Source organism: Planomonospora algeriensis (assembly GCF_977012225.1).
In genome coordinates this window covers 1-2,365 of sequence record NZ_CDRNDK010000699.1, presented here as the reverse complement: position 1 = coordinate 2,365, position 2,365 = coordinate 1, and the positions used below count along the sequence as shown (strand labels likewise).

General features: G+C 70.1%; 2 protein-coding genes. Both read left to right on the top strand.

What is annotated here, in order from left to right; genetic code table 11:
• Positions 1–381 precede the first annotated feature (381 nt).
• Positions 382–876 (top strand): transcriptional regulator BldD, encoded by a 495-nt coding sequence (gene bldD, locus ACWJ6R_RS34710; RefSeq protein WP_068894204.1) that lies wholly within the window; start codon positions 382–384, stop codon positions 874–876.
• Between the two features lie 150 nt (positions 877–1,026).
• Positions 1,027–2,214 (top strand): PP2C family protein-serine/threonine phosphatase, encoded by a 1,188-nt coding sequence (locus tag ACWJ6R_RS34705; protein ID WP_449066267.1) that lies wholly within the window; start codon positions 1,027–1,029, stop codon positions 2,212–2,214.
• The last annotated feature ends 151 nt before the right edge of the window (positions 2,215–2,365 follow it).

The window sequence follows — 2,365 nt, the reverse complement described above, 5'->3', positions numbered from 1 at the left end:
GGGGGCCCGCGCTGCATGAGCTGCCCGATCGAGCGCGACGGCATCTGACCGCCCGCCCGCCGCCGGCTCCCGGGGAAGGACCCGCGGCGCTTCAGTCCCCGGACCGGGATTCGAAGGCCCACCCGAGGGAACAATTACGGCATTTGAGGCGGAAGCTGCCGGACCGGATTCGACCTCTTTTTTCCAATCAGCTTGACCTTCGGCGTCCACCCCTTTACCGTCACTGTCCGTAACCACACGTCGTGACGTTACCGGGTGAACCCTCACTCTCCGGTCATCGCAGGCGCCTACCCCTGGGTGCCGACCCGGTGACCGGAGCATACGGCGTGAGGTAGCACAATCAAGTGAAAGCAGTACATTAGAGAGCCGGGGGGCCACACGATGCCGTCTGAATACGCCAAGTCGCTGGGTGCACGACTCCGCGCCATTCGCACCCAGCAGGGATTGTCCCTGCACGGAGTCGAAGAGAAGTCCCGTGGACGTTGGAAGGCGGTCGTCGTCGGCTCCTACGAGCGTGGCGACCGTGCGGTCACGGTGCAGAAGCTTGCCGAGCTCGCGGATTTCTACGGGGTGCCCGTCTCGGAGTTGCTGCCCGGAGGCGCGGCCCCGAGCCCGCTCGGTCCCACTCCGAAGCTTGTGATCGACCTTGAGCGCCTCTCCCAGCTCCCGAAGGAGAAGGCCGGCGCGCTCGCCCGTTACGCGGCGACCATCCAGAGCCAGCGTGGCGACTACAACGGCAAGGTGCTGTCCATCCGCCAGGAGGACCTGCGTTCCCTCGCCGTGATCTACGACAAGTCCCCCAGCGAGCTCACCGAGGAGCTCATCAACTGGGGCGTCCTGGACCCCGAGGCCCGCCGCGCCGTCGACTCCTTCTGACCCTCCGGACCGTCTCATGGGTGCGCCGGCTCCGGCGTACCCATCCGGCCATGAATACGTTCCTCCGTTGAACCTCGCGTGTAGTCCGCCGCCGATGCCTATCGCTGTGGTAGGAAAAAGCAAACACGCTGTTTAACGAGACGTGGTGAGATGCCCAGGAGAGACGACCGCCGGGATCGCTCCCCGTCACGCCCGAAAAGGCGGCTCGCCTCTCTCCGCGCCTCCCTCTCCTCGACCAGGGCCCGCGTCTTCGGCAGGCTTCTCTCCTCCGTCGAGACCGGCAAGACCCACGCCGTCCTGAAGCTGCTGCCGTTCATCGTGATGGCCGTGGTGGCGATGATCGACTTCGGCACGGGCCCGACGACCGGGCTCCTCCCCCTGCTCGCCCTGGGACCGGCCTTCGCCAGTGTGGCGTGCGGCCTGGCCCGCACCACGCTGGTCGGCGTCATCGCCCTCCTGCTCGGTGTGGCCCTCGGCGCCTACAACGACATCCTCTGGACGCCCCGCACCAACGTCACCGTCATCGCCATCCTCGGCGTGACCGTGGCCAGCGTCCTGGCCAGCGCCGGGCGGCTCCGCCACGAACGGCGGCTCGCCGACGTCCGCTCGGTGGCCGAGGCGGCCCAGCGGGTCCTGCTCCGGCCGGTACCCCGCCGCGCCGGACCCGGGATCGGCGTCGCCGTCTCCTACACCTCCGCCACGGCCGAGGCCCGGATCGGCGGCGACCTGTACGAGGTGGTCACCACCCCGCACGGCGTCCGGGTCATCGTGGGCGACGTCCAGGGCAAGGGGCTGGAGGCCGTCGAGACGGCCGCGGTGGTGCTCGGCGCCTTCCGGGAGGCCGCCTACGACGAGTCCAAGCTCCAGGGCGTGGTGTCCCGTCTGGAGAACGCGCTGAGCCGGGAGCTGTCCGGCGAGCAGTTCGTCACCGCCGTGCTCGCCGAGATCACCGGCGGAACCTCCATCACCGTCCTGAACTGCGGCCACCCGCCGCCCATGGTGCTCACCGCAGGAGGCGACCACTGGTTCGCCGAGCCGCCGGAGGACGCGCTGCCCCTGGGGATGGGCGCGTTGAAGGCAGGGGAACCGGTGCCCTACCAGATCCCGTTCGAGCCCGGCCACCAAGTGCTCTTCTACACCGACGGGGTCATCGAGGCGCGGGACCGCTCGGGCCGGTTCTACCCTCTGGACTCCCGCGCCCACCTGCTGGACGGCGCCGACCCGCAGCTCGCCCTGGACGCCCTCCGCGCCGACCTCCTCCACCACGTCGGCCGCCCGCTGGCCGACGACGCCGCCATGCTCCTCCTCCGCCACCGCACCGCCCACCCCGCCGACTGACCCCCACCGCCTCGTCCCGCTTCGCCGGAATCCGGCCCGGTTCCGTTCACGGGGTGGTGGTCCGGCCGGGTCCGGTTCGCGGGGTGGCCGGGTTGGGTGCGCACTGCGGCGGGCCGGTGGTCCTGCCGGCCGTCTCAGCCGGGCTCTGGTG